The organism is Chryseolinea serpens, from assembly GCF_900129725.1.
GTDB lineage: Bacteria > Bacteroidota > Bacteroidia > Cytophagales > Cyclobacteriaceae > Chryseolinea > Chryseolinea serpens.
Genome location: NZ_FQWQ01000004.1, coordinates 241304 through 260528, shown reverse-complemented (window position 1 = coordinate 260528; position 19225 = coordinate 241304). Strand labels below are relative to the sequence as shown.

The following is a 19225-nucleotide window of genomic DNA, read 5'->3' as shown; positions in this document are numbered from 1 at the left end:
GAAGGTTTAAGGCCAGTGTTGGCGGGAGAAATTTGCTCCCCTGTTTCCGGACGTGAGGCCCGGTAAATCAGGCATCCTGTAAAAGGCGGTTGCATTGTATTTTGCATTCCATAACTTTCTTTTCGAAAGAATACCCTATGAGCCAAAAGGAGATCACCATATATGACATTGCTGAGGCCTTGAACCTATCGCCGGCCACCGTGAGCCGCGGGCTGAAAGATCACCCGGCTATCCGCAAGGATACCCGCAAGCGCATCTTCGACAAGGCCAAGGAAATGGGGTATCAGCAAAACCACTTCGCCAGCAACCTTCGCCGCAGCCGGAGCAACACCATCGGCGTGATCGTGCCGCGTCTCAACAGCTATTTTATGGCATCGGTCATCTCGGGGATGGAAAAAGTGGCCAACGCTGCCGGCTACAACCTCATCATCAGCCAGTCCATCGAGTCCAAGGACAAAGAAATGACCAACGTGAAGACCCTCTACAACAGCCGTGTAGATGGTCTGCTGGTTTCACTGGCCTACGACACGGAAACCATTTCACACTTCGATCTTTTTCTCAACAAAGGCATACCCCTCATTTTCTTCGATCGCGTTTTTGAACACCCGCAGTGCACCAGCATCATCATCGACAACTACAAGGCGGCCTATGAAGTGACGCAACACATGATCCAGCAAGGGTGCCGTCGCATTGCCCACATCACGGCCGACATCAAACGCAACGTCTATAGCGAGCGCCTCCGCGGCTTCAAACATGCACTCCTCGACGCCATGCTGCCGTACGACGAGGAACTGGTTTTCTTTTCAAACCTGTCCGAACAAGCCGGCGCGGAGGTCACGCAGCGCATACTGGCACTCCCCCAATTGCCCGACGGCATCTTTTGCGCCAACGACACCACGGCCGTGAGCTGCATCGCCACGTTGAAACAGGCCGGCATAAAGATCCCGGAACAGATTGCCGTGACGGGTTTTAACAACGACCCACTCTCCAAAGTGATCGAACCCAATCTCACCACGCTGAATTATCCCGGCCAGGAAATGGGCGAGTTGGCCGCGGCCACGTTGATCCGGAAACTTGATAGCAAAGAAGGTGGCAGCCTCAACACCATCGTGCTGCGCCACGACCTGATCGTGCGCGAGTCGTCGCTTCGAAAAAAAGTCTAACCCTTCCCTAAGCCCGCACCTATGACACGTTCCTTGTCTGCTTTTTTACGCCCTTGCTTTTTGATGATCGTATTCGCGGGCCTCACCGCATCCGTTGTAGCCGACGATGGCTACCGGTTGTGGTTGTCTTACCGATCGATCGAGGATGCCGCTGTCGCAAAAAAATATAAAGCGGCGCTGCAGACCTTGGTGATCGAAACGGAATCGCCCACGCTGACGATAGCACAAAAAGAACTGGAACAGGCTGTTGCCGGGCTGTTGGGAACAAAATTGATCACCGGAAAAAACATGGGTCCCGGAACTCTTCTTCTGGGAACGCCAAAGAGTTCACCGCTCATTGCCGCCTTACATCTCGATGCAACGCTCGGGACACTGGGAGACGAAGGATTCCTGATTACGAACACATCGGTGAAAGGAACGCCCTGCATCGTCATCGCGGCCAATACGGACGTTGGTATTCTGTATGGCACGTTCCACTTTATACGTCTGTTACAAACACAGCAAAGTCTTCAATCGCTTTCCGTGGCCAGCACGCCAAAGATCAAACGACGGATCTTAAATCATTGGGATAATCTCGATCGCACCGTGGAGCGTGGCTATGCCGGCTTTTCGCTCTGGGATTGGCACAAGCTTCCCGATTACATCGACCCGCGCTATGCCGATTACGCCCGCGCTAATGCGTCGATCGGCATCAACGGAACGGTGCTCACCAACGTCAATGCCAACGCTCAAATATTGACAGAACCTTACTTAAAGAAAGTTGCCGCGCTGGCCAATTTGTTCCGCCCCTACGGCATCAAGGTCTATCTCACAGCCCGCTTCAGCGCCCCAGTGGAGATCGGGGGATTACCCACAGCCGACCCGTTGGACGCCGATGTCCGAAACTGGTGGAAGAAAAAGATCGACGAGATCTACACCTACATCCCCGACTTTGGCGGCTTTTGTATCAAGGCCAACTCCGAAGGCCAACCCGGCCCCCAAAACTATAACCGCACCCACGCCGATGGCGCCAATCTCTTCGCCGACATGCTCGCACCACACAACGGCATTGTGATGTGGCGCGCCTTTGTCTACAGCAATGAAGTGACCGACGATCGCGCAAAGCAAGCCTATACCGAATTCAAACCGCTGGATGGAAAATTCAAAGGCAATGCCCTGGTCCAGGTGAAGAATGGTCCCATCGACTTTCAACCGCGTGAACCTTTTCACCCGCTCTTTGGCGCCATGCCCAACACGCCGTTGATGGTGGAATTTCAACTCACCCAAGAATACCTCGGCTTCGCCACACACCTGGTGTACATGGCACCGCTGTTCAAAGAATGCCTGGATGCCGATACCTATACGAAAGGAAAAGGCTCGCTTGTTTCAAAAGTGGTAGATGGCTCGCTGGATCACCACAGCCTCACCGCGATTGCCGGTGTGGCCAACATCGGCAATGATCGCAACTGGTGTGGTCACCCGTTTGCGCAGGCCAATTGGTATGCCTATGGACGCCTGGCCTGGGATCATGAACTATCGTCGGAAGCCCTGGCCGACGAATGGATCCGGATGACGTTCTCAAATCAACCCGCGGTAATCGCCCCGACAAAAGCGATGATGCTGGCCTCGCGCGAGATCACTGTTCAGTATATGACGCCGCTGGGGCTGCACCACATCATGGGCTACAACCACCACTATGGCCCGGGCCCCTGGATCAAAGACAAGCCGCGCGCCGATTGGACGTCCGTCTACTACCACCAAGCCGATAGCCTTGGCGTAGGATTTGACCGGACGGCGTCGGGTAGTAACGCGCTTTCCCAATACGCGAAAGAAGTGCAGGAATTGTATGGCCCGTTGGCCCATTGCCCGAATAAATATCTTTTGTGGTTTCATCATTTACCCTGGAAGTATAAAATGCCATCGGGTGAATCCTTATGGGATGCGTTATGTCATGCCTACTATAACGGTGCAGATTCTACTGCGTGGATGCAGCGCCAATGGAATAGCGTGGAGCATAAAGTTGACGAGGAGCAATTTCAGCATGTAAAAAGTTTGCTGACCATTCAGCACCAGGAGGCGGAGTGGTGGCGCAATGCTTGCGTGTTGTATTTTCAAAGTTTCTCGAAGATGCCGGTGCCTGCGGGACTGGAGAAGCCGGAGGGTACTTTGGAATATTATAAGAGTTTAGAATTTCCGTTTGCTCCGGGGATACGGCCGAAATGGTGAGGCTACCGCCCACCGCCCTTGATGGTGTTCTTCACCAACAAGATTTGATGGCGTGGTCACTAAATGATATAAGCGACTTTATAAATCACTTATGAATTACTGGGAGGGCATTGTTTGCTTCGGGAGCGTTGGGTGAAAGCTATTCTTGTTGGTGAAGAACACCATCAAGGGCGGGGCCCTCTGCAGTTCAAAATGTTTTCCCCTCCTTAACGAAACGAAAACACATTCCCCAAATTCAACCCCACATGCACGGTATGTGAAAATTTCGATTGATCAAGGTCCGCAAAGTATGACGCAAAATTAGGATCAACATCAAAACTCCGATAGCCAATGTCGACCGAAATGAAAGCATCAATCGTAAATCCCTTGGCATTATTCCGCTTCATCAGCCGATACCCCAGCAACGCCCCCCACTCGATCCGCTGCTCCACGGCATTGAACGTGAAGATGTCGTCCGGGTTTTGGCTGTTCATTTGTTTCTGGTTTACGAAGTGCCCCAGGTTGGTGAACCGGATCTCCTGCCCGAAGTACCACATGCCTGCTTTCAATGCGTTATAAAATTTCTGCTTGATCGCAATGCTATACCCCCGCTCGAACCGCTTGCCGGGGGTGATGTTCTGGTCCATCACAAAGAATGGACTGCGGATGCCAATGAACTCGAACTCGTGGCCGATGCGTTCCTGGATATAAAATTCGAGGCCCAGCGGTAGCCGTCCCGTGGCCAGCCACACGGGGTTGGTGCCAAAGATGACGCCCTGAAATTCGTTGAACCGTGAATCGAAATAGGTGAAGCGGCGCGGCGCATAGGCTTCCCGCTTTGTGTTGCTTCCCTTGTTGGCAAGCGTGGTGATTTCCTTGCTCAGATTGCGGTCGTCATAGAACGGGCGGTAATAGCCGGAGAGTTTGCCGTCGTTTTCGTAGATCTCCCAGGTGCCGGTTTTCAGGTCTTCTTCGAGGGTGCCTTTGGTTTGGAGATTGCCGTTGGGGTAGTAGCCGTAGTAGGTGCCTTTGCCTTTCTCGTATTGGCAGAGGCCTTCTTTCTTGCCGTCTTCATAGAAGAACTCCCACTTGCCCTGCCGCTTTTCTTCGACAATGTTGCCCTTGACTTTCAATTTGCCGCTGGGATAATATTCCCGGTATTCGCCGGTGCCGGCGTTGTAGGTGACTTCACTTTTGAGTTTGCCTGTGGAGCCGAGCGATTTCCAATAGCCCTCTTTCTTGCCGTTCTCGAATTCGCCCTGCGAACGCACGGTGCCGTCTTCGTAGAGGTACTCCCAGGCACCATCGGGTTCGTCGGCGTGGAAGGCGCCACGCGACATCACTTTGCCGGAGGGATAATAGGTGGTCCAGGTTCCGCTCTTTTTGCCGTTTTCGAATTCACCTTCATTTTGCAAGGTTCCGTCTTCGGCATAGTAGCGCCAGAGGCCCACATTTTTTGTACCCGTGCGGGGGCCTTCGCCATAGATCTTGCCAGAGTGGTAGTATTCGGTGTAGCGGCCAAAGTCTTCGGTGTAGTCGATCTCGCCTTTGAGGGAGCCGTCTTCAAAAAAAGTTTTCCAATGGCCAACGTGTTTGCCGTCTTTGTATTCGCCAACGTCTTTCACCTGGCCGGTCTCGTAGTAGGTACGCCACTCACCTTCACGGTTTTTGCCATAGATGATGCCCTCCATGCTCTTGTGGCCGCTCTCGAAAAAATATTCCCACAGGCCGTAGTTGGCACCTTTGAAGAGGATGCCGCGCATGCGCAGGCTGCCGGTTTCATAATAGAACTCCCAGACACCAGACGTTTCGTTGTTCGTGAACTGCCCCTTGGACTCGATCTTGCCGTTGAGATAATAGGAAATGTACAGGCCATGGTTGACGTTGCGGATCGTGTCCTTTACCTGGTAGACTTCCTTGAGATGCTGGCGCTCCTTATCGTGGTAGGTCTGACGGGTGACACCCTGGGCGCAAAGGAAGCTCGCGCTCGCAAAGAGGAGGATTATGGAAGTAAAAATTCTCAATGCCAGCACGTTAGTCCCTGACAAAGGTAGTAATAATTTCAGTGTTTATGGATAAGCTCCATAGGGTTGGCCATGAAGGCGGCCTTTCCCCATTCCTCTTTTTCGGTGGGTGACCATAATTCGGGGAAAAACATGATTTTTTGGAAGCGTGGGGGAAGGAATTTCTGCCAATTGGTGCCTCCCGTGGCCTTGATGTCTTCGGCGTTTTTGTTGAGGTAGTGGCCGGCAGCCTTGAGGTGGGCCAAGGGCCAGAGCACGTTGGCCAGGATGTCGAACTCGCGCAGGGCGGCGATGACCGGTGCGCTTTGGGGGAAGTATTTGAGGTAGCGTTTGCGGATGTTCTTGTCGCGGTAGCGCATGCCGGTGGCTTTGAACCAAGCCATATATTTTTCTTCGAACTGCTGGAGTGTGAGCGTTTTTTTGCCGGTGGCCAGTTCGGTGGCGCCGCTGCGCCAATAGAGTTTTTCCAACTGCACGTCGATGTCGCTGTACTCGTTCACGGCCTCGCGCTCGGCGATGTTGACGAGGTTGATCATGTCGGTGCTGCAAATTTCGATGAGCCGGTATTGGGCCGACTGGAACCCGCTGGCGGGCAGCAACGACATGCGGAATTTAAGGAACTGGTCTTTTTCCATACCCTCTACCATGATGGAAAACGAATCCCGGAGCTGGTGGAAATAGCGATTGACGCGCCCAAGGCGGGCCACAAAAAAGGCTTCGTCGGGGTTCTCATGGTTGGCCATTTGTTCCAGCTCCCACAACACCAGGTTGAAATAGAGTTCGGTGATCTGGTGATAGACAATGAATACTTTTTCGTCGGGGAAGTGCGTTTTGGGCGACTGCAGGCTTAGGAGGGTGTCGAGGTGGATATAGTCCCAATAGGTGAGGTAATCGGAATAGAGGAGGCCGTCGAGGTAGGACGAGAGGTCCTGGCCCATGACATTGTATTTGGCCTGTAGTTTCTTCAATTGTTCCAGGAGCGTAGGGTCCACCGCGTTGTCGGCCATTGGTCAAAGGATAAGAATGTAAATTACTTGTGTAAATTTGTCCGAAAGTTAAAACACAAAGTAATACGGAGCGAACCCTTTGCGGCTTTAAACCATTTTGTGGGGTGACGATCTGAGGAGTACGATGGGATGCTGAATGTGATTTGGTGGTGGGACACCAACAAATGGGCATTGGGGTCCTGGAATGGAGGGTGCAAGGGTAGATGGAATTTGAGCCATAGCCCCACCCTAACGTGTTGTGGGACGCTCAACAAAGAGCCCGCGTTCAGGACTGGCAGCCCCGGCCAGGAGGCCGTCAAAACCACGTGATCGTTCGCACCGTATCCATCGTTTGTGTCCGCGCACTCAGTCTTTCACTAAACGCAACTGTATATGTCCATTAGCGCCCTTGAAGCATCCCAAACCAAGAAGTCGTTGAAACAGGATTTGTATGAACACCCTGATTTTTACGGGGTTGACGATCTGTTGACCGAAGAGCACAAGCTGATCAGGAGTTCCATCCGCGATTTTGTGAAACGCGAGATCTCCCCCTATATCGAGGATTGGGCACAACGTGCTCATTTCCCTTACGAGATCGTTCGCAAGTTTGGTGAGATAGGCGCGTTTGGGCCGACCATTCCGCACGAATATGGCGGGGGTGGTCTTGACTATATTTCGTACGGCATCATTATGCAGGAGATCGAGCGCGGCGATTCGGGCATGCGGTCGACGGCATCCGTGCAGGGATCGCTGGTGATGTACCCCATCTATAAATTCGGATCAGAAGCGCAACGCAAAAAATATTTGCCGAAGCTGGCTTCGGGTGAGTGGCTGGGTTGCTTTGGGTTGACCGAGCCCGACCATGGCTCGAACCCTTCGGGCATGGTGACCAATTTTAAAGACATGGGCGACCACTATCTGCTGAACGGCGCCAAGATGTGGATCTCCAATTCGCCACGCGCCGATGTGGCCGTGGTGTGGGCCAAGAATGAAGAAGGAAGAATACACGGTCTGGTGGTGGAACGCGGCATGGAAGGATTTACCACACCGGAAACCCACGGCAAATGGTCGCTGCGGGCCAGCGCAACGGGCGAGCTGGTGTTCGACAACGTGAAGGTGCCCAAAGAAAACCTGCTGCCCGGCAAGAATGGGTTGGGCGCCCCGATGATGTGCCTCGACTCTGCCCGCTATGGCATAGCCTGGGGCGCGATCGGCGCAGCCATGGATTGCTATGAATCGGCGCGGCGCTATGCCGCCGAACGGATACAGTTTGGCAAGCCTATCGCTTCCTTCCAGTTGGTGCAAAAAAAGTTAGCGGAGATGTTGACCGAGATCACCAAGACCCAGTTGTTGAACTGGCGGTTAGGCGTGCTCATGAACGAAGGCAAAGCCACGACACCACAGATCTCGATGGCCAAGCGCAACAGCGTGCACACCGCTCTGGAAATTGCCCGCGAAGCTCGACAAATCCACGGCGGTATGGGCATTACGGGCGAGTACCCGATGATGCGACATATGATGAACCTTGAGTCGGTGGTGACGTATGAAGGTACGCACGACATTCACTTGCTGATTTTGGGCAATCAGATCACAGGCATTCCTGCTTTTTATTAGTAGTCAATAGCGAGTAGTTGATCATTCGTATTGACTACTGGCTACTTGCTACTGAATACTAATCTTCAACGTAGGCTGAAAAAAGAACGCGCTGCACAGGGTTCTGTGGATCATTGGAATAGATGGTCACAGACTTCTGCTGCGTCCCCTTGCGATCCATGGGGTTGAACGAAATGCGGATCGTGCTGCTCTCGCCAGGCTTGAGGGTTGTCTTTTTTGCCGATGCGGTGATGCACGTACAGTTGCCTTGCACGGATTTGATAGTCAACTCCTTTTTGCCTGCGTTGAACAATTGCACTTCGCGTTCGGTGGAGGCGTTGGGTTGCACACGACCGAAGTCCAGGTTGGTGGTTTGTAATCGAAGTTGGGGTGCCTTGGCCAGATCCTCGGGTTTAAGGTTGGCAAACTCATCTTCGAGTGTGGCGTAGATGGAGAATGATTTGGTGAAGTTCTGGTCGTCGTCGGTGAAGATCTCTACGTTGTCGGATTGAAAGCCGTATTGCCCCTTCATTTTGCCGTTATAGCTGATCTTTACGTTGCCTTTGCTGCCCGGGGCGACGGTCTTGGGTTGAACATCCACTTTGATAAAGGCTGGTCCCACGTACTTGCCGGAGTAGGTAATGTCTTTTGTCCCTCCATTTACGAAAGGGAAGTCGCGCACGGTGAATTCGTCTTTCACGAATACCTTGCCCATGTTGAACGAGCCCGATTTGAGTTTCCAGTTTCCGTTGGAGGCCTGGAATTCGGAGTTGGGGGCGCCCACTTCGGTGGCCACCTGGCCTTTGATCTGGAGGATAATGGGGTTGGAATCGGCATCTGTGGTGACGGTGAGCGACTTATTGAAATAGCCAGGGCGCCCTTTGGGGTTGAAGCTGGCCTGGATAAAACCGGTTTTGCCGGGTGCCACGGGCTCTTTGGACCACGCCGGCGTGGTGCATCCACACGAGGCCTGCACCGACAGGATCTTGATGGGCCGGCCGGTGGCGTTGGTGAACAAAAACTCGTGCGTGACGTCGCCGCCTTGCTCTTTTACGGAGCCGAAGTCGAAGATTTCCTCACGGAATTGGACCAGTTTGACCATTTGACCGGAAGCTGCCACGGCGAGGAACATGAAAAAAATGGCGAAGGATACCCGCATGTTTTCGATTTTTTAGAAGGGCAAAGTTAAAACTAATTCAGTTCAGCTTTATTTTATTTTCTTTGCAAAACTATGGCCAGAATTTTAACGGGTATTCAAAGCAGCGGGCGTCCTCATTTAGGCAATTTATTGGGGGCCATCATTCCCGCCATTGAACTTTCACGAAAGCCCGGCAACGACTCCTTTTTCTTTATAGCGGACCTGCATTCGCTCACCACCGTCAAAGACACCGAAACCCGCGTGGCCAATGTGCGCGCTGTGGCGGCGGCCTGGCTGGCGTTTGGTTTTGATACGGAGAAGAATTACCTGTATCGCCAGTCGCGCATTCCCGAAGTGTGTGAACTGACGTGGTACCTGAGCTGCCTCACGCCCTATCCGATGCTGGCCAATGCGACCTCGTTTAAAGACAAGGCCGAAAAGCTGTCGGACGTAAACGCCGGGATCTTCACCTACCCCGTGCTGATGGCAGCCGACATCATTTTGTATGATGCCAACTTTGTGCCGGTGGGCAAGGATCAACGCCAACACCTGGAAATCGCGCGCGACGTGGCCTCCGCCTTCAACAACACCTTTGGAGAAACGTTTGTGCTCCCCGAAGCCAAGATCGAAGAGAGCGTGATGACCATCCCCGGCACCGACGGCCAGAAGATGAGCAAGTCGTATGGCAACATCATCGACATTTTTCTGCCCGACAAAGAGTTGCTCAAAGTGATCAAGACCATCAAGACCGATAGCACGCCCATGGAAGCGCCCAAGAATCCCGACGGCGACAATGTGTTTGCCATCTACAAATTGCTGGGCACACCCGAACAAACCGAAGACTTACGGCAGAAATACCTGGGCGGAAATTTTGGCTATGGCCACGCCAAGCAGATGTTGTTTGACCTGATCGTGGAGAAATTCAAGAAAGAGCGTGAGGCTTTCAACTACTATATGAGCAACATCGATGCCCTGGAAGCCAAGCTGTCGGAGGGTGAGGCAAAGGCCCGTAAGATCGCCTTTGAAGTGCTGGATCGTGTACGCAAAAAATTAGGTTCCCGCTAAAAAGCCGGGAACCTCTCCTATTTTTCTTTGCCCGGCATGCCGGATCATTTCAAGTCTATTTTTTATCGACCGACCAAACCACCTGTTGCTTGTCCTTTCCAAGCGCCAGGATGATGCGCGTGGGCGCGGGCGAAAGCACGAGGCGAGTGTCTTTTCCGGGGAGTTTGTCCACTTCCACGGGCACGCCCTGGCCGAGGTAGGCGATGGGCATCAGCACATCGTTGTCGGGGCAGTATTCATCGTGAACGGTTTGGAGGGCGTCTTCCAGGAAGTCGCCGTACTCGTCCTGGAAGGCGTCTTCCAGGTCGTGGAGCTGTTCTTCGAGATCGTCGTATTTGGGATTGTTGTAGTCGATCTTTGCCAGCTCTTCTCTTTTCTTTACAATTTCCTGAAGGGCCTTATCAAGTGCCGTGGTGTTCATACCGGGTTATTTTTGGCAAAGATTACAGAATTCGGCGAATTAGAAAAATGGATTTTGACCTGACCCTCCAAAGCCATTTTGCGCTATCTCCACTTTTGTGGATCCTGGCGCGTTTGCGGCTTTGCCGGCGCAGGTCGTCCCAATCCACCCTCCCATCAACGCAGCTGCCTTTGGCAAAGGCCCGTAGACGCCTCGAGGGTTACGCATAAAATTTGGTCATCCTACCCTTTTCGGCGACCGTCGCCGAATAATCGTTCTCAAAACCACAGACCACAGAATGTCCTTTGCATATCCCAAACGATTGCACCCGAAGCGCTAACTTTAGGCTAAAATTGGCCGGCGATGAAGACTCCGCGCGAGCGAAGGCATCGGTCAACACAAAACTTAGGCGTTAAAAACGACAACCATGAACGAAGACTTTCTCCCCCTGCTGGGCACCGACCACATCGAGCTCTATGTTGGCAACGCCAAGCAAGCCACCTTATTCTACCAACACTGCATGGGCTTTCAACTGGTTGCCTATGCCGGCCCCGAGACCGGCGTTCGCGACCGCGCCTCCTACGTGCTGCAACAAAATAAGATCCGCCTTGTGCTCACCACCTCCCTGGTAAAAGATTCCTACATTTCCGACCACGTGCGCACGCACGGCGACGGCGTGAAAGTGCTCGCCCTCTGGGTGGACGACGCGCGCAAATCGTTTTACGAAACCACAAAACGCGGCGCACAACCCGACCGGGAGCCCACGGTGTTGAAAGACGAGTTCGGTGAAGTGGTCATCTCCTCCATCAAAACCTATGGCGAGACTGTGCATACGTTCGTGGAAAGAAAAAATTACAAAGGCCCGTTCCTCCCCGGCTACAAGCCCCGTAAAAATCTCGTACAGACCGAGCCCATCGGCCTGCTCCACATCGACCACTGTGTGGGCAACGTGGGGCTGGGCGAAATGAACAAGTGGGTAAAATTCTATGAGGACGTGATGGGATTCAAGCTGCTCATCACGTTTGACGACGAAGACATTTCCACCGAATACAGCGCCCTCATGTCGAAGGTGGTCTCCAACGGCAACGGGTATGTTAAGTTTCCCATCAACGAACCCGCCGAAGGCAAAAAGAAATCACAGATCGAAGAATACCTCGACTTCTACAACAGCGCCGGCGTGCAACACATCGCCATCGCCACCGACGACATCATCTACACCGTGGGTGAACTGCGACGCAGGGGCGTGGAATTTTTGTACGTTCCCGAGCAATACTACAGCGACGTGATGGCACGCGTGGGCACCATACAGGAAGACCTGGAGGAATTGAAAAAGCTCAACATTCTCATCGACCGCGACGACGAGGGCTACCTGTTACAGATCTTTACCAAGCCCTTACAAGACAGGCCCACGGTCTTCTTCGAGATCATTGAACGCAACGGGGCCAAGTCGTTTGGCAAAGGAAATTTCAAGGCCCTCTTCGAAGCCATTGAACGGGAGCAGGCACTGCGCGGCAACCTCTAGAGAACTTTGCCTGGTTTGTGGAATTCTTAAACCTTAAAGCGCTGGGAGGGTTTAAGAATTTACCTACTTTTGGGCGTATTACCCTTTAGAGAAACACAACCATGAACGACCTTCTTGAACGCGTGCGCGCGAAAGCCCAAACCTGGCTGGACAGCCCCGCCATCGACGACGCCACCAAGGCCGAAGTGAAAGCCCTCCTCGCCAAGCCCGACCCCAAAGAGCTGATCGACAATTTTTATAAGGACCTGGAATTTGGTACCGGCGGTCTGCGCGGCATTATGGGCGCCGGATCCAACTGCATGAACAAGTACACCGTGGGTGTCGCCACTCAGGGCCTGGCCAACTACCTGAACAAAAGCTTCACCGGCAAGAAGATCACCGTGGCCATCGCCCACGACAGCCGCAACAACAGCCGCTTCTTTGCCGAGACCGCGGCCGCCGTGCTCTCCGCCAACGGGGTGGATGTATACTTGTTTGCCGAACTGCGCCCCACGCCCCTGCTGTCGTTTGCCATCCGGTATTTGAACTGCCAGTCGGGCATCGTGATCACGGCTTCACACAACCCCAAGGAATATAACGGCTATAAAGCCTATTGGACCGGTGGCGCACAGGTTGTGCCGCCTCACGATAAGAACATCATCCAGGAAGTGAACGCCATCACGTCGTTCGAACAAGTGCGTTTTGTTGCCGATGCCGCGCGCATTCACACCATCGGGCCGGAGGTGGAGAAGGCCTACTACGCGGAAGTAAAAAAACTTATTCCCAACCCCGACGTCATCGCGCGCCATCGCGACATACCCCTGGTGTATACCAGCCTCCACGGTGCGGGCATTACCATGGTGCCAGAATGTTTGCGCCAGATCGGCTTCACCAACATTCAGTTGGTGGATGAACAGAAAGTGCCCGACGGCAATTTCCCCACCGTGCCCTCGCCCAACCCCGAAGAAAAATCGGCCATGGAAATGGTCATCAAAAAAGGGAAGACCGCCAACGCCACCATGGTGATGGCCACCGACCCCGACACCGACCGCGTGGGCATCGGCGTGCGCAAAAGCGACGGCGAGTTCATCTTGCTGAATGGCAACCAGGCCTTTTGCCTCATGATGTATTTCATCCTCAAAAATCAAAAAGACAAAAAGAACGCCTACATCGCCAAGACCATCGTGACCAGCGAACTGGTGGACACCATGGCCAAACAGTTGGGCATTGCCTGTTACAATACCCTGACCGGTTTCAAATACATCGCGGAACTTATGGGTAAGCTAGACGGCAAAGAACGTTTCATTGCCGCGGGTGAAGAAAGTTATGGCTATATGGTGGGCGATTTCGTGCGCGACAAAGATGCCGTATCGGCGTGCGCCTTCTTTGCAGCGATGGCCGCGAGCGCAACCGATGAAGGCAAGTCGATGTATGACTGGCTGATCGACATGTATGTGAGCTTTGGCTACTACAAGGAAGCCCTCGTGAATGTAACGAAAAAGGGCCAGCAAGGCGAACAAGAGATCAAGGCCATGATGGAGAAATTCAGAGGCAACCCTCCTGCCGAAATTGCCGGCAGCAAAGTAGAACGCCTGTTGGACTACAAGACGCTGAAAGAAAAAAATCTCCTCAACGGTCAAACCTCAACACTCGATTTCCCGGCGTCTGACGTACTTCAATTTTATCTGCAAGATGGCAGCAAGCTTTCGGTGCGACCTTCAGGAACAGAGCCGAAGATAAAATTCTATGTCAGCGTTCATGCACCGCTAAAATCGAAGGAAGACTTTGCGAAAGTGGATGCTGTGCTTGAGAATAAAATAAAGCAACTGGAAGCCTATTTGCTCTCCGTTTAAAAAAATTAAAACCGCCTCATCTCCGCTAAAGCTTCAGCGAGGGCGAGGCGGTTTAAAATGAATTTCAACCACCTCCTCTATGATTCCCTTCCTCCAATCCCTCCACAAAATCTTTGACCGCGACGTCGCTAAGATGGAAGCCGAGATCAACCAATATCCCACGGAAGAATCCATCTGGAACATCGATGGCACCATCAAAAACCCCGGCGGCAATCTCTGTCTCCACCTTTGTGGCAACCTGCAGCACTACATCGGCGCCGTGCTCGGAGGCTCCGACTACAAACGCAATCGCGACCTCGAATTCTCTGCTAAAAATGTCTCACGCCGCGATCTCCTTGCCGAGATCCAACGGACCCGCCAGGCCGTTGCCACAACCCTGGAAAAGCTGGATCCGAACCTGCTGGAAAAGGACTATCCCGCACCCGTTTTCGACTACGCCATGACTACCTCCTTTTTTCTTATCCACCTGTCGGCGCACCTGGGCTATCACCTCGGCCAAATCAACTATCACCGCCGGCTTTGTGCTCCGTCTCCGTGAGGGGTTGATTTTTCATTGGTTTAGGATGAGCCCCCAAGGCCAGAAACATTCGTCACAAAACGGATGGATTTGTTAAATTTGCGCCCACGATGAAAAAAGTGGCTTTTTATACGCTGGGATGCAAACTCAACTACTCCGAGACCTCCACGATCTCGCGCTTGTTTGAGGAAAAAGGCCATAAAAAGGTCGATTTTACCGACACGCCCGACATTTTCATCATCAACACCTGCTCGGTCACCGAGAACGCCGACAAAAAATGCCATAAGATCGTGCGTGAGGCCCGCAGCATCTCGCCGGATGCCTACGTGGCCATCATTGGCTGCTATGCCCAGTTGAAGCCAAAAGAAATTGCCGAAATACCCGGTGTGGATGCCGTGCTGGGAGCCGCAGAAAAATTCAGGCTGGTGGAATTGCTCGACGGCTTTGTCCGTCAACCCCAAGCCCAGGTTTTTGCTTCCGACATTGAGAAAGCAAATCATTTCAACACTTCCTATTCGCTACACGATCGCACCCGCACATTTTTAAAAGTGCAGGACGGATGCGACTATTCGTGCACCTTTTGCACCATCCCCCTGGCCCGTGGCAACAGCCGCAGCGACAGCATCGCCAACATCGTGAAAACCGCCGAAGAGATCGCCACCACGGAGGTGCGAGAGATCGTCCTCACGGGAGTGAACACAGGCGACTTCGGATTGCAAGAAGGAAAACGCGTGGAGCGGTTCGTGGACCTCATCAAAGCCTTGGACCAGGTGGAAGGCATCGACCGCTTTCGGATCTCCTCCATCGAACCGAATTTGCTCACCGACGAGATCATTGCTTTTGTGTCGCAGTCGCAGCGGTTTGTTCCACATTTCCATATTCCGTTGCAATCCGGTTCAAACAAAGTATTGAAGCTGATGAAGCGCCGCTACCTGCGCGAGCTTTACCACGACCGGGTGAACACCATCAAGTCGCACATGCCCCACTGCTGCATCGGTGTTGATGTGATCGTTGGATTTCCCGGCGAGACCGACGAAGACTTTTTAGAGACCTACCAGTTCCTCAACGAACTGAACATATCGTACCTCCACGTGTTCACCTACTCCGAAAGGGAAAACACAACGGCCGCGACCATGCCTGGAAAAGTGCCGGCCCACGTTCGCGCTGAGCGCTCGAAAATGCTGCACATTCTTTCGGATAAGAAACGCAGAAAGTTCTATGAAGAAAACCTGCAACGCGAAGCCACCGTGCTTTTCGAGAACGATGTGGAAGAGGGTATGATGCACGGCTTCACAGAAAACTATATCCGCGTTGTCGCCAAGTATGATCCCGTGTTGGTGAATGAGCTGAGAAAAGTAAAACTACTTCACATCCAGGCGAAAGGTCTGGTGGAAGTAGAGGATGCTGTGCCCGAAGTGCATTTGCATTGATGTTTGCCTTCCGGCAATTATCGCTCAATTCGCTACAAAAAAGTGCATTCCTCACGAAGTTCCCGGTTTCCAGGGCGTTGTAAGAATAACCGGCATAGCGCCCCTTCGCGATCCTGCGATCCCCTTGCTAATACATTGACTATCAACGATCAGACAACCCGACGAATGAGGTTCACTTGCGGTCTGTAAAGTCCTTTTTTCCGAAAGGGGTGCGTAAGATTAGGGTCTCACGAACGGCAAATTTCTAACACGAAGTCAATATCGATCGTAACCCCCTGCATTCTTACACGATTGCCAAAAGGGCCTACAATGCCGGGTGCGTGTAGCGGCATGCCCCTACATTTGTATTGTCATTGTGTTACACGGCTTGTAGAACGATTTTGAGGGGAGCCAGGAAGAAGACCAGGGATGGTGAAGAGAAAAGTGGGGTCTTCTTTCTTTCTATTTTTTTATTCTTATTTCTTTCACTAGGCCTTTATCCGGCCATCTTTCAATTCAATTTTCCGGTCTGCCATCGTCGCCAGCGACTCGTTGTGCGTGACGATAACAAACGTCTGCCCGATTTCTGTTCTTAGCTTGAAAAACAAATTATGCAATTCGATCGCGTTGTGCGAGTCGAGGTTTCCGCTGGGTTCGTCGGCCAGGATAAGGTCGGGTGCGTTGATCATGGCACGGGCCACGGCGACACGTTGCTGTTCGCCCCCCGAGAGCTCCGACGGTTTGTGATGCATGCGGTCGTGCAGGCCCAACCGCTCCAGGAGCGACAGCCCCCTTTCCTTTACCTCCCTATCGTTGCGTCCGCCAATCAGGCCGGGGATGATCACATTTTCGAGTGCTGTGAATTCGGGCAGCAGGTTGTGAAACTGAAAAACAAATCCGATGGACTTGTTCCGAAAGGCTGCGAGGTTCCGGCCCGACTGGTTGAACACGTCCTGATCCTGGATGAACACCTTGCCCTTGTCGGGGGTGTCTAACGTGCCCAGGATGTGAAGCAGGGTGCTTTTGCCGGCGCCGGAAGCGCCAACGATGGTGACCACCTCCCCCTTGTCAATCTGCAGGTCGATCCCTCTCAATACTGGGAGGGCGCCATATGACTTTTCAATATTCGTGGCCCGAAGCATCCGCTATTTGTATGTTTTTGTTTTGAAATACAGCTGTAAATAAGCTAGTTTCGCCCAAAACAAAAAATTCATGAACATCCACGAATATCAGGGCAAGGAGATTCTCAAGAAATACGGGGTAACCATTCAACGCGGCATCGTGGCCGACACACCGGATAGCGCCATTCAGGCAGCGAAGGAGCTGCAGGCCGAAACGGGTACGAAATGGTTTGTGGTGAAGTCCCAGATACATGCCGGTGGCCGTGGAAAAGGAAAAGTAAAGGAAACGGGTTCCCATGGCGTGGTGCTGGCCAAAAGCATCACGGAAGTGCCCGATAAAGTAAAAGCCATTTTGGGCGGCACATTGGTGACCCACCAAACCGGCCCCGAAGGCAAAAAAGTAAACAAAGTGCTCATCGCCGAAGACGTATACTACCCCGGCGAAAGCGAGCCCAAAGAATATTATATGAGCATCCTGCTGGATCGCTCCAAGGCTTGCCCCGTGATCATGGCCTCCACCGAAGGCGGTATGAACATCGAGGAAGTGGCCGAAACCCATCCGGAAAAGATCATCAAAGAATGGATTGACCCGGCCATTGGCTTACAGGCGTTCCAGGCCCGCAAGATCGCTTTTGCCCTGGGTTGGGAAGGCAATGCCTTCAAAGAGGGCGTGAAATTTATTGGCTCCCTCTACAATGCCTACCTTGGCCTTGACGCCTCCATGTTCGAGATCAACCCCGTGTTGAAGACCTCCGACAACCGCATCCTGGCGGTCGATGCCAAGGTGAACCTGGACGACAATGCCTTGTATCGTCACAAAGACCTGGCTGAATTAAGAGATATCACCGAAGAGGATCCGTTGGAAGTGGAAGCAGGCAAAGCCGGCCTCAACTATGTGAAGCTCGACGGCAACGTGGGCTGTATGGTGAACGGCGCCGGTCTGGCCATGGCCACCATGGACATCATCAAATTGTCGGGCGGTGAGCCCGCAAACTTCCTGGACGTGGGTGGTGGAGCAAATGCCGAAACGGTGGAAGCAGGCTTCCGGATCATCCTGAAAGATCCCAATGTGAAAGCCATCCTCATCAACATCTTTGGCGGTATCGTGCGTTGCGACCGGGTTGCCAACGGTGTGGTGGAAGCGTATAAAAAGATAGGCGATATTCACGTGCCTATCATTGTAAGATTGCAGGGTACGAACGCCGAAGAAGGAGCAAAGATCATTGAGCAATCGGGCCTGAAAGTATTTTCGGCCATTGTTCTGAAAGACGCAGCGCAACGGGTCAAGGAGGTTTTGGCTTAACGTCCCTCGCCCGTATAAACAAAATTGCTTATCTTACGTTTTGCTTTTATACCCCTATGAAAAGGTTAGCTACCCTCACCCTAATCAGTGTTATAGGAATGCCTTTACTGGGGCATTCCCAAAGTTTCAATTTACTCCGCCAAGACCGGAACTTCCTGGTCAGCATTGGATCGGGCACGGCTAACTACTATGGTGAAATGGTAAACCCCGGTGAGTTCGGCAAATTAAAGCCCAACATCGCCCTGGGTGCGGAGTATTACCTGAACAGCCGTATCAGTGCGCGGGCAGAGCTCACCTGGTTCCAATTGTCGGGTGATGACGCAAAGGCAAACGACGACCGGAAAGAACGCAATCTCTCTTTTAACGCGAATTGTATTGAATTCAGCGCCCTGGGAGCGTTTAATCTTAGTCCTATGGGGCTGCGTTTCTACCAACGATCCACGCTTAATTTGCATGTGTTCGCCGGTATTGGCGTTCTCTACTTCAACCCCAAGGCCACCTACCAGGGACATTCCTATGCACTCCAGCCTTTGCAAACCGAGGGCGTCAAATATAGTCGCGTTCAGCCGGTGATACCGATGGGGATAGGAGGTCGCATCAAGCTAAACCCTTTCTTCAATATCCTGGTTGAGGCCGGTTACCGCCTCACATTCACCGATTACCTGGACGATGTCAGCAGACGGAAATATCCAGATCCGGCCACGTTGAAGAGCGACCTGTCGCGGGCGTTGTCTGACCGCCGTGGCGAGATCGGCACCAAACCAACCAATGACACCGATGGCGTCCGGGGAAATCCAAATAAAAAAGACGGCTATTTTATCACAAACATCACTTTGCAGTACTATTTGCCGATAACCTTGTTCGAGAACTCCGACCGGAAGCTCTATACCCGCAAGCGCAAGGCATATTATCGCAGACCGAGAAGCCGGTAATACCCCGTTGGCCGGTTCCAAGGGTCATTTTATCCC

Annotated in this window: 15 protein-coding genes; 10 read left to right on the top strand and 5 right to left on the bottom strand. The window is 52.7% G+C overall.

Going from position 1 to position 19225, the window contains the following annotated elements; genetic code table 11:
* Positions 1–137: 137 nt before the first annotated feature.
* Both BUB30_RS25650 and BUB30_RS25645 read left to right on the top strand, forming a co-directional pair.
* Positions 138–1163: a LacI family DNA-binding transcriptional regulator gene (locus BUB30_RS25650; protein WP_073140184.1), complete on the top strand. Its 1026-nt coding sequence runs from the start codon at positions 138–140 to the stop codon at positions 1161–1163.
* A gap of 63 nt (positions 1164–1226) precedes the next feature.
* Positions 1227–3368, top strand: coding sequence for an alpha-glucuronidase family glycosyl hydrolase (locus tag BUB30_RS25645; protein ID WP_073140181.1), 2142 nt, complete (start codon positions 1227–1229; stop codon positions 3366–3368).
* Positions 3369–3574: 206 nt separating this feature from the next.
* Here BUB30_RS25645 and BUB30_RS25640 read toward each other — a convergent pair whose 3' ends face one another.
* Together BUB30_RS25640 and BUB30_RS25635 are read right to left on the bottom strand one after the other, a co-directional pair.
* A complete protein-coding gene (locus BUB30_RS25640; protein ID WP_143165086.1) occupies positions 3575–5395 on the bottom strand; it encodes a toxin-antitoxin system YwqK family antitoxin in 1821 nt (606 codons plus the stop codon).
* Between the two features lie 14 nt (positions 5396–5409).
* Entirely contained in the window at positions 5410–6378 is a 969-nt protein-coding gene (locus BUB30_RS25635) for a tryptophan 2,3-dioxygenase family protein (protein ID WP_073140176.1), read from the bottom strand.
* Positions 6379–6750: 372 nt separating this feature from the next.
* Here BUB30_RS25635 and BUB30_RS25630 point away from each other — a divergent pair, with 372 nt between their 5' ends.
* Entirely contained in the window at positions 6751–7971 is a 1221-nt protein-coding gene (locus tag BUB30_RS25630; RefSeq protein WP_073140173.1) for an acyl-CoA dehydrogenase family protein, read from the top strand.
* A gap of 58 nt (positions 7972–8029) precedes the next feature.
* Here the strand turns inward: BUB30_RS25630 and BUB30_RS25625 are convergent, their stop codons facing one another.
* Positions 8030–9109 (bottom strand): DUF1573 domain-containing protein, encoded by a 1080-nt coding sequence (locus tag BUB30_RS25625; RefSeq protein ID WP_073140170.1) that lies wholly within the window; start codon positions 9107–9109, stop codon positions 8030–8032.
* Positions 9110–9181: 72 nt separating this feature from the next.
* Here BUB30_RS25625 and trpS point away from each other — a divergent pair, with 72 nt between their 5' ends.
* A complete protein-coding gene (gene trpS / locus BUB30_RS25620) occupies positions 9182–10153 on the top strand; it encodes a tryptophan--tRNA ligase (protein WP_073140168.1) in 972 nt (323 codons plus the stop codon).
* Between the two features lie 55 nt (positions 10154–10208).
* Here trpS and BUB30_RS25615 read toward each other — a convergent pair whose 3' ends face one another.
* Positions 10209–10574, bottom strand: coding sequence for a hypothetical protein (locus BUB30_RS25615; protein ID WP_073140165.1), 366 nt, complete (start codon positions 10572–10574; stop codon positions 10209–10211).
* 406 nt (positions 10575–10980) lie between these two features.
* Here BUB30_RS25615 and hppD point away from each other — a divergent pair, with 406 nt between their 5' ends.
* The 4 genes from hppD (at position 10981) to mtaB (ending at position 15854) form a co-directional block, all read left to right on the top strand.
* Positions 10981–12075 (top strand): 4-hydroxyphenylpyruvate dioxygenase, encoded by a 1095-nt coding sequence (gene hppD / locus BUB30_RS25610; protein WP_073140162.1) that lies wholly within the window; start codon positions 10981–10983, stop codon positions 12073–12075.
* Between the two features lie 101 nt (positions 12076–12176).
* On the top strand, positions 12177–13907 hold the full coding sequence (locus tag BUB30_RS25605) for a phospho-sugar mutase (RefSeq protein ID WP_073140159.1): 1731 nt from the start codon (positions 12177–12179) through the stop codon (positions 13905–13907).
* 79 nt (positions 13908–13986) lie between these two features.
* Positions 13987–14445: a DinB family protein gene (locus BUB30_RS25600; RefSeq protein WP_073140156.1), complete on the top strand. Its 459-nt coding sequence runs from the start codon at positions 13987–13989 to the stop codon at positions 14443–14445.
* Between the two features lie 89 nt (positions 14446–14534).
* Positions 14535–15854: a tRNA (N(6)-L-threonylcarbamoyladenosine(37)-C(2))-methylthiotransferase MtaB gene (gene mtaB / locus BUB30_RS25595; protein WP_073140153.1), complete on the top strand. Its 1320-nt coding sequence runs from the start codon at positions 14535–14537 to the stop codon at positions 15852–15854.
* A gap of 467 nt (positions 15855–16321) precedes the next feature.
* On the opposite strand, the gene BUB30_RS25590 is transcribed toward mtaB, so the two are convergent.
* Positions 16322–16975: an ABC transporter ATP-binding protein gene (locus tag BUB30_RS25590; RefSeq protein ID WP_073140150.1), complete on the bottom strand. Its 654-nt coding sequence runs from the start codon at positions 16973–16975 to the stop codon at positions 16322–16324.
* A 70-nt stretch (positions 16976–17045) separates the two neighbouring features.
* On the opposite strand from BUB30_RS25590, the gene sucC reads away from it, so the two are divergent.
* Both sucC and BUB30_RS25580 read left to right on the top strand, forming a co-directional pair.
* Entirely contained in the window at positions 17046–18257 is a 1212-nt protein-coding gene (gene sucC, locus BUB30_RS25585) for an ADP-forming succinate--CoA ligase subunit beta (RefSeq protein WP_073140148.1), read from the top strand.
* Between the two features lie 56 nt (positions 18258–18313).
* On the top strand, positions 18314–19189 hold the full coding sequence (locus BUB30_RS25580; protein ID WP_143165085.1) for a DUF6089 family protein: 876 nt from the start codon (positions 18314–18316) through the stop codon (positions 19187–19189).
* Positions 19190–19225: the final 36 nt, after the last annotated feature.

What these genes read in the sequence shown, in the direction of transcription:
- BUB30_RS25650 (WP_073140184.1), top strand. Translation starts at nt 138, where the DNA reads ATGAGCCAAAAGGAGATCACCATATATGACATTGCTGAGGCCTTGAAC.
- BUB30_RS25645 (WP_073140181.1), top strand. Translation starts at nt 1,227, where the DNA reads ATGATCGTATTCGCGGGCCTCACCGCATCCGTTGTAGCCGACGATGGC.
- BUB30_RS25635 (WP_073140176.1), bottom strand. Translation starts at nt 6,378, where the DNA reads ATGGCCGACAACGCGGTGGACCCTACGCTCCTGGAACAATTGAAGAAA.
- BUB30_RS25630 (WP_073140173.1), top strand. Translation starts at nt 6,751, where the DNA reads ATGTCCATTAGCGCCCTTGAAGCATCCCAAACCAAGAAGTCGTTGAAA.
- BUB30_RS25625 (WP_073140170.1), bottom strand. Translation starts at nt 9,109, where the DNA reads ATGCGGGTATCCTTCGCCATTTTTTTCATGTTCCTCGCCGTGGCAGCT.
- trpS (WP_073140168.1), top strand. Translation starts at nt 9,182, where the DNA reads ATGGCCAGAATTTTAACGGGTATTCAAAGCAGCGGGCGTCCTCATTTA.
- BUB30_RS25615 (WP_073140165.1), bottom strand. Translation starts at nt 10,574, where the DNA reads ATGAACACCACGGCACTTGATAAGGCCCTTCAGGAAATTGTAAAGAAA.
- hppD (WP_073140162.1), top strand. Translation starts at nt 10,981, where the DNA reads ATGAACGAAGACTTTCTCCCCCTGCTGGGCACCGACCACATCGAGCTC.
- BUB30_RS25605 (WP_073140159.1), top strand. Translation starts at nt 12,177, where the DNA reads ATGAACGACCTTCTTGAACGCGTGCGCGCGAAAGCCCAAACCTGGCTG.
- BUB30_RS25600 (WP_073140156.1), top strand. Translation starts at nt 13,987, where the DNA reads ATGATTCCCTTCCTCCAATCCCTCCACAAAATCTTTGACCGCGACGTC.
- mtaB (WP_073140153.1), top strand. Translation starts at nt 14,535, where the DNA reads ATGAAAAAAGTGGCTTTTTATACGCTGGGATGCAAACTCAACTACTCC.
- BUB30_RS25590 (WP_073140150.1), bottom strand. Translation starts at nt 16,975, where the DNA reads ATGCTTCGGGCCACGAATATTGAAAAGTCATATGGCGCCCTCCCAGTA.
- sucC (WP_073140148.1), top strand. Translation starts at nt 17,046, where the DNA reads ATGAACATCCACGAATATCAGGGCAAGGAGATTCTCAAGAAATACGGG.
- BUB30_RS25580 (WP_143165085.1), top strand. Translation starts at nt 18,314, where the DNA reads ATGAAAAGGTTAGCTACCCTCACCCTAATCAGTGTTATAGGAATGCCT.